This window comes from Candidatus Pelagibacter communis (assembly GCF_001180205.1).
In the GTDB taxonomy this organism is placed as follows: Bacteria; Pseudomonadota; Alphaproteobacteria; order Pelagibacterales; family Pelagibacteraceae; genus Pelagibacter; species Pelagibacter ubique_O.
This window is the reverse complement of sequence record NZ_CVSU01000009.1, coordinates 42,802-50,445: the sequence shown is the minus strand read 5'-3', so window position 1 is coordinate 50,445 and position 7,644 is coordinate 42,802. Positions and strand designations below refer to the sequence as shown.

Annotated in this window: 8 protein-coding genes; 2 read left to right on the top strand and 6 right to left on the bottom strand. The window is 27.4% G+C overall.

Features of this window, described 5'->3' with window-relative positions:
• The 3 genes from AMO08_RS00500 to metX all read right to left on the bottom strand — a co-directional run.
• On the bottom strand, positions 1-182 hold a 182-nt coding region (locus tag AMO08_RS00500), incomplete at its 3' end, for an MBL fold metallo-hydrolase (protein ID WP_143323778.1).
• A gap of 1 nt (position 183) precedes the next feature.
• On the bottom strand, positions 184-780 hold the full coding sequence (metW, locus tag AMO08_RS00495; RefSeq protein WP_075484270.1) for a methionine biosynthesis protein MetW: 597 nt from the start codon (positions 778-780) through the stop codon (positions 184-186).
• Positions 781-782: 2 nt separating this feature from the next.
• Positions 783-1,898 carry a homoserine O-acetyltransferase MetX gene (gene metX, locus AMO08_RS00490; protein WP_075484269.1) on the bottom strand — a complete coding sequence of 372 codons (1,116 nt, stop codon included), beginning with the start codon at positions 1,896-1,898 and terminating at the stop codon, positions 783-785.
• A 191-nt stretch (positions 1,899-2,089) separates the two neighbouring features.
• On the opposite strand from metX, the gene hisC reads away from it, so the two are divergent.
• Positions 2,090-3,175, top strand: a complete 1,086-nt coding sequence (gene hisC, locus AMO08_RS00485) for a histidinol-phosphate transaminase (protein WP_075484268.1) — start codon at positions 2,090-2,092, stop codon at positions 3,173-3,175.
• On the top strand, positions 3,172-4,068 hold the full coding sequence (locus AMO08_RS00480) for a prephenate dehydrogenase (RefSeq protein ID WP_075484267.1): 897 nt from the start codon (positions 3,172-3,174) through the stop codon (positions 4,066-4,068). The genes hisC and AMO08_RS00480 overlap by 4 nt, the downstream gene beginning before the upstream one ends.
• Here the strand turns inward: AMO08_RS00480 and AMO08_RS00475 are convergent.
• From AMO08_RS00475 to AMO08_RS00465, 3 genes are read right to left on the bottom strand one after another with little or no spacing between them, the layout of a single operon-like run.
• On the bottom strand, positions 4,065-4,811 hold the full coding sequence (locus AMO08_RS00475; RefSeq protein WP_075484266.1) for a C40 family peptidase: 747 nt from the start codon (positions 4,809-4,811) through the stop codon (positions 4,065-4,067). The genes AMO08_RS00480 and AMO08_RS00475 overlap by 4 nt on opposite strands.
• Positions 4,801-6,177, bottom strand: coding sequence for an AmpG family muropeptide MFS transporter (locus AMO08_RS00470; protein ID WP_075484274.1), 1,377 nt, complete (start codon positions 6,175-6,177; stop codon positions 4,801-4,803). Before AMO08_RS00470 ends, AMO08_RS00475 begins: the two co-directional genes overlap by 11 nt.
• Before the next feature lie 2 nt (positions 6,178-6,179).
• Entirely contained in the window at positions 6,180-7,619 is a 1,440-nt protein-coding gene (locus AMO08_RS00465) for a TrkH family potassium uptake protein (RefSeq protein ID WP_075484265.1), read from the bottom strand.
• Positions 7,620-7,644: the final 25 nt, after the last annotated feature.

The window sequence follows — 7,644 nt, the reverse complement described above, 5'->3', positions numbered from 1 at the left end:
CCAATATGATCATAATGATGATGAGTATTAAGAATATATTTTAATTTAATATTTTTATTTTTTAGGAAATCAATTATTGGTTCAGACTCACTGGGATCTACAACACAGGCAAAATTGTTACTTTCGTCTATTATTAAATAGCTATAGTTGTCTTGAAGACAGGGTATAATTTCAATACGCATTTTATTTTTCTATCAAAAATATACCTAGATCTGCAAACAAATTTTTAACACCTAAATTACTCTCACTTATTATTGATGAATTAAGATTATTTAAAGCGAGTGATTTAAAAATTTTAATATCTTTTGATTTTACAAAGTGAAAAAAATCTTTGATTGTACACATATGTAAATTTGGTGTGTTATACCATTCATCTGGTAATGTTTTTGTAATTGGCATTGTACCCTTAAATAATAAATGAAATCTTACCTTCCAGTATCCAAAATTAGGAATTGTAACTATTGCTTTTTTTCCAACTCTTAAAAGTTCATCTAGAACTAATTCAGGATTAAGAAAAGCTTGAAGGGTTTGACTTAAAACAACATAATCAAATGATTTGTCTGGAAATTGCTTTAAATCTTTTTCAGCATTTCCTTCAATTACAGTTAATCCTTTAGCAATACATTCTTGCACTTTTTCTTTTGAAATCTCTAATCCTCTTATATTTATATTTTTATTATCCTTTAAAAATTTCATCAAGGTTCCATCGGCACAACCTACATCTAAGACTTTCTTATCTTTTTCAATTAAATCTGCTATTACCTGAAATTCATTTTTCATAATTAATTTTCTTCGTAAGATTTATCTAAAAAGTTTTTAAGTGCATTTAAGAAATCAGGAACGTCTAGTAAAAAGGAGTCGTGACCCTTATCTGACTTAATTTCTACAAATCCAACATCAGCTCCTATTGAGTTTAAAGCAATCACAATATCTTTATTTTCTTGGGTTGGATAAAGCCAATCTGAAGTAAATGAAATTATAAAAAATTTCGCTTTTGTATTTATAAATGCTTCTGAAAGATTACCATTGAATTGCTTAGCTAAATCAAAATAATCCATAGCTCTAGTAATATAAAGATAACTATTTGCATCAAATCTATCTACGAAAACTGAGCCCTGATATCTTAAATAACTTTCTATTTGAAAATCAGCGTCAAAACCAAATTTAAGATCTTCTCTTTCTTGTAACTTTCTTCCAAATTTTTCCTGCAAACCTTTTTTAGATAAATAAGTAATATGAGCTGCCATTCTAGCTACTGCCAATCCTTTTCCAGGATTAGTATCGTTTGATGTATAATTCCCATCTTTCCAGTTATTATCAGCTGCAATAGCTTGTCTACCTAGCTCGTTAAAAGCAATATTTTGAGCTGAATGACTAGATGTGGTTGCTATCGGTATAACTGTTTTTGATTTATCAGGAAAGTTGCTAATAAACTGAAGGACCTGCATACCTCCCATTGAACCACCAGTTATAGAAAACAGTTTATCAATACCAAAATGATCAAGTAAATTATATTGAGCATTCACCATATCATTAATTGTAATAACAGGAAAATTTGTTCCAAAAATTTTTTGATCAGGATCTTTATGACTTGGTCCGTATGATCCCATACATCCACCAATTACATTAGAGCAAATAACAAAATATTTATTAGTATCGATAGCTTTATCAGGACCTACTGCATAACTCCACCAACCCTCTTTGTTAGTTACAGGGTTTATTCCGGTTACAAATTGATCTCCTGTTAGAGCATGAAAAACTAATATTGCATTATCTTTTTTTGAATTAAGTGAACCGTAAGTTTCATAGGCTATCGGAAAATCTTTTATAGTCTTTCCACAGTCTAATTTTAGTGGTTTCTTTACAATTAAAGTTTTTATATTTTTCTCAATATTCATAGTTTTTGACTGTTTCGAATTGTGAGAAAAAAAACTATTTTAGCGGTTTTTTTTAAGCGCTCGCAATTCAGTTAAATCAGCGCATAATTTTTTTACTAGAACTTATTTATTATGTCAATTTTTTAAAAAATCCTCTTATTCTCTATAAAATTTTGTAATTTTATCTATAAAGAGCACATAAATTAAAAAAAATGATAACTCCAAATTTCAAAAAATTTAAAATTGAGGCTTATAAGCCTGGTAAATCAAAAGTTAAGAAACTTAAGAACGTAATTAAGCTTTCTGCAAATGAGTCTGCTTTAGGTATGAGCCCTAAAGCAAAGAAAATAATATCAAATAAAAATTTGAATTTAGATAAATATCCAGATGGAAAATCTAAAAATTTAAGAAAAGCAATATCTAAAGCATATAAATGTAATTCTGAGAAAATTATTTGTGGAGCTGGTTCAGATGAAGTTATTCAAATGCTCTGCCAGTTGTTTTTAAACCCAAAAGATGAGGTTGTGGTACCAGAGTACAGTTTTTTAATGTATAGAATTTACTCAAAAATTGTAGGTGCAAAAGTTTTATTTGCAAAAGAAATTAATTTTAAAGTTTCAGTAAATGAAATTTTAAAGAAAATAACAAAAAAAACTAAAATTGTGTTTATAGCTAACCCAAACAATCCTACAGGAACTTACTTAACGAAAAGAGAAGTTTTAGAATTAAGAAAAAGATTAAATAAAAAAATTTTACTAGTTATAGATGATGCTTATGCAGAATATATGAAAAATAAAGATTATTCATCTGGGTTAGAATTGTTTAAAAATAAAGACAATGTTTTCATCCTTAGAACTTTTTCAAAAATGTTTGGATTAGCTTCTCTGAGAGTAGGTTGGGGATATGGATCAAAAAAAATAGTTGATGCGCTAAATGTTATAAAACCACCATTTAATGTAAATGGTATTGCTCAATTAGCTGCCATTCAGTCACTTAAGGATAAAGCTTTCATTAATAAATCGATTAGACATAATTTATTATATTCTAAAAAAATTAAGAAATTTCTTGAGAAATATAATATTTTTTCAAATTCAGTTTCAGCAAATTTTTTGTTACTTAATTTTGAAAAATGCAGATACTCAGCAAAATTTCTTTATGAAAAACTTAAAAAAAATGGAATTATTTTAAGATCAACAGAAGATGGTTATCATATAAAGAATAAATTAAGGTTAACTATTGGATCTAAAAAAGAAAACACAAAATTTATGAATGTTATTAAGCATGTATTGAAAAAATGAAAAATATTTTAATTATTGGCTGTGGATTATTAGGTTCATCTTTATTAAGGCGTATTAGCAAAAAAAAAATAGCAAAAAAAATATTCATTTATGAAAAATCAAAATCAAATATTGCTAAGATAAAAAGATTAAAATTACCTGGAACAATTGTTAAATCATTAAAAGAAGGTATAAGTAATTCTGATTTAATTATCTTTTGTACGCCAATGAGTGAATACAAAAATATTATTTTAAAAATTAATAAATTTATACCATCAAAAACATTGATTACAGATATTGGTTCTTCAAAAATTGAAACTTCTAAAATTATAAATAAATTTTTAAAGAAAGGTATCCATTGGATTCAAAGCCACCCGATAGCTGGATCAGAGGTCAGTGGACCAGAGCATGGTAAAGAAAATATGTTTACTGATAGATGGTGCATAATAATTAAAGAAAAAAATATTAAAAAAAATAATATAAATATTCTAACTAAGTTTTGGAGAAAAATTGGAGCAAAAGTAGTTGTTATGAGCGCTGAAAAACATGACAAAATTTTTTCTATTACTAGTCATTTACCACACTTAATTGCATATAATCTGGTGAAATCTGCACAAGATTTTGAGAAAAAACAAAATTATGAGCTAATCAAATATAGCGCTGGTGGATTACGAGATTTTTCTAGGATTGCAGCATCAAATGAAATCATGTGGAGAGATATTTTTTTTAACAATAAAAATAATATTTCAAAAGCGATTGATTTATTTATTAAAAATTTAAATCAATTTAAAAAAGATATAAATTCAAAAAATAATAAGTCTATCGTAAAGAAACTTATTCAGACTAAAAAAGTAAGGTCAAAAATCATCAAATTGAAACAAGATATAGACAAGCCTGACTTTGGAAGAAATTAATATTTTATTCTAGATACTTTTTTTACCTTTAGCTTGGCAGTTTTTTCAATTCTATTAATTGTTTCTATAATTGGCATAATAATTACTTTTCTTTCTGGACCATAAGCATGAATTAGTTGTTTAGAATTTAAACACATAGCAACATGACCTTTCCAAAAAATAATATCTCCTTTTTTAAATAGTCTTTTCTTTGAATTCTTTTTTGTATATTTGATCTGATCTTTTGTATCTCTTGGATAAAACGAATTATTATAAAAATAAAATATTTGTAATAAGGCTGAACAATCAATACCTTTAAATGTTTTTCCACCCCAAACATATTTTACATCGAGAAATTTTTTAAATATTTTTGTAAAATTATTTTCTTTATGGTTTATTTTTTTAATATCTGTTTTTTTAATCCATTTATTTTTTTCAATTTTTACGTAATCCTTATTTTGCTCAAATACAGATAAATTGGATGCAAGTGGAAGCCAACTGCTAGTTCCAATTCCAGGTTTTTTATAAATCTTTGCTTTTAGTGAACTGACTTTATAATTGGGGGTAAATTTTTCTATATATTTTGAATTTTTTATAAACCCCTTATAATTATCAAATAAAGTTTTAATTTTTATCCAATTTTTATTTTTTGCCAATATTTTGAATTTTTCACCATGTATAATTTGTGAAGTTACCTCAGATCTTTTCGAAGGATTTTTGTAAATATTCGAAAAATTACCTATGAAATAAAAATTATTTTGCACCAATTTTAATTTTGTTTTTAATTAACCACAAACAAATTAATGATGGTATCACCATTATAGTCGTTAAAACAAAAAATGTTCCCCAATCTCCGTTTAACCAATCAACTAGAGCTCCTGAGGATGAAGCTAAAGTAGTACGACCAGCAGTACCAATTGAAGCGAGCAATGCATATTGTGTGGCTGTATAAGTTCTATCAACTAGCAATGATATAAATGCAACAAATGCTACAGTTGCAAAAGCTGCTGTGATATCATCAGCTATAACCGCAATTGCAAATAAAATTTCTGATTTTCCAGTCCATGCTAAAACTGCAAATAAAAGATTGGTTATAGCCATTAACCCACCAGCAAAGAACATAGTTTTAATTGTTCCAGCTCTCATCGCCATTACTCCACCCAACAAAGTAAATACAACTGTTGTTATCCAACCAAGACCTTTTGAATAAATTGCAATTTGACCTTTGGAGAAACCAATTTCTTTATAAAAAACAATAGACATTCTCCCCATAAATGCCTCACCTATCTTAAACAAGAAAACAAATCCTAAAATTCCAGCTGCAATGGCAAAACCATTTTTTCTAAAAAAACTAATAATAGGTCCGCCTATAGTTCCCGTAATATAAGCGATAAAGTTTGTAATAATATTGCTAGATCCAAGTTTTCCTTCAATTAATTTGTCTGTTTCTCTCTGTTTTGCTTGTCTGTTTGTCTCTATAGGTTCATGAACAAACATTAATCCAATATTCATTAAAATTATTAAAATACCTAAAATTAAAAAAGTAGCCTGCCAGTAGTCAGCCACCCCTAGGTTTTCAAAAAATTCTGCCGTAAATAAAGCAACAACTCCACCTAATTTATAACCTGTCCACCAACCAACAACAGCCATGGCTGCACCTGCAGCCATTGATTTTCCTTCATTTTCATTTATCTGTTCAATTCTTAATGCATCCACAGTTATATCTTGGGTTGCTGATGCAATAGCAATAATTAAACCTACAGTAATTAATAAAGCCAAATTTTCAGTTGGATTAATCACACTCCAAACAACAAGACTTAACAAAATAATTAATTGCATCAAAACTATCCATCCTCTTCTATGACCTAATTTTTTTGTAAGTATTGGAATTTGAATTCTATCTATAATGGGAGCCCACAAATAATTGAAAGCGTATACTCCAAAAATTAAACCTGCCCATCCAATTGTTGATCTACTAAGACCTTCTTCTTTAAGCCAAAGACTTAAGCTACTTGCAATTAATACCCATGGAAATCCACTTATTGCACCTAATAAAAGAATTCTTACCATTCGAATATCTTTATAAACTGCAAGAGAATCAAGCCATGTTTGTTTCTTTGTTTCAGACATAATTAATTTTTCCAAAAAGATGGTAAGAACAATACTAATATTGCAAACAACTCAAGTCTACCTAAAATCATACCTACAGTTAAGATCCATTTAGAAATATCGGGCAATGATGAAAAATCTCCATTAGGCCCTATTATAGGACCTAAACCAGGACCAACATTTGATATTGATGTTGCCGCTCCAGAGATAGCAGTTATAAAATCAAGACCAGTTAATGATAATAATGCAGCCAAAATAAAAAAAATAACAAAGTAAAAATAAATAAATGAAATTATTGATGCAATAAATTTATCATCAACAGATCCTTGATCGTATTTAATTATAAATATTCCCTTAGGATATATAATTTTTTTTAATTGATTTAATATAAATAAATATAGAATTTGAATTCTAAAAATTTTGACTCCACAAGTAGTTGATCCAGCACAGCCCCCAATAAACATTAATGCAAGAAATATTGTTATAGGAAAACTTCCCCAACCGTCAAATTCAGCATTTACATAACCTGTTCCAGTCAATATTGAAATTGTATTAAAAAAAATTGATCTTAAACTAAAGTTTCCGTTATTATTAAATAATAAATAAATTGATAATATAATAATGCTTATAATTATTATTTTAATAAATGTTCTGATTTGAATATCATTTAAAAATATTTTTTTGTTACCACTAATAAATTTAATATATGCAATAAATGGAATACTTCCTAAAATTATAAAAATCATTGATGATATTTCTATAAGAACACTGTCAAAATATCCGATAGATTGATTATAATTAGAAAATCCACCTGTAGCTATGGTAGTCATAGAATGAGTTAAACTATCAAATTTTCCCATTCCAAATACCCAATATGATAATGCACAAAGAGCAGTTAGGCCTGAATAAATATAAATAAGTCTTAAAGCTATTTCTTTTGATTTAGGAAGAATTTTTTCAGATGAGTCGTTGCTAGAAATTTTAAATAATTGCATACCACCAACATTCATTATAGGCATCAGGGTAATTGCCATAATAATTATACCAATACCCCCCAACCATTGAAGTATTGCTCTCCATAATAGAATACCTTTTGGTGCATTCTCTAAGTCAGAAATAATTGTTGATCCAGTTGTTGTAATACCAGACATACTTTCAAAAAAAGCATCAGTAATTGAAAGTTCAATAGTCGAAAATATAAATGGTAAAGATCCAAAAATAGCAATACTTAACCATGACAAGGCAGTTAATAAAAATGCTTGTTGCAAATTTAATTTTTTTTCGTGGTCTAGATTAGAAAGAAAAAATAATGATCCAAAAATTATAGTAATAATAGATGCACCAAAAAATGATGAATCTATTTCTGAATAAATAAATTGAGCAATTATAGGGATGAACATTGAGATCCCTAAAATTATTTGCAAAATTCCTAGTGTAAAAAAAACAGTTTTATAATTAGACATTTTGAAAGAACATTATTTTATGGTA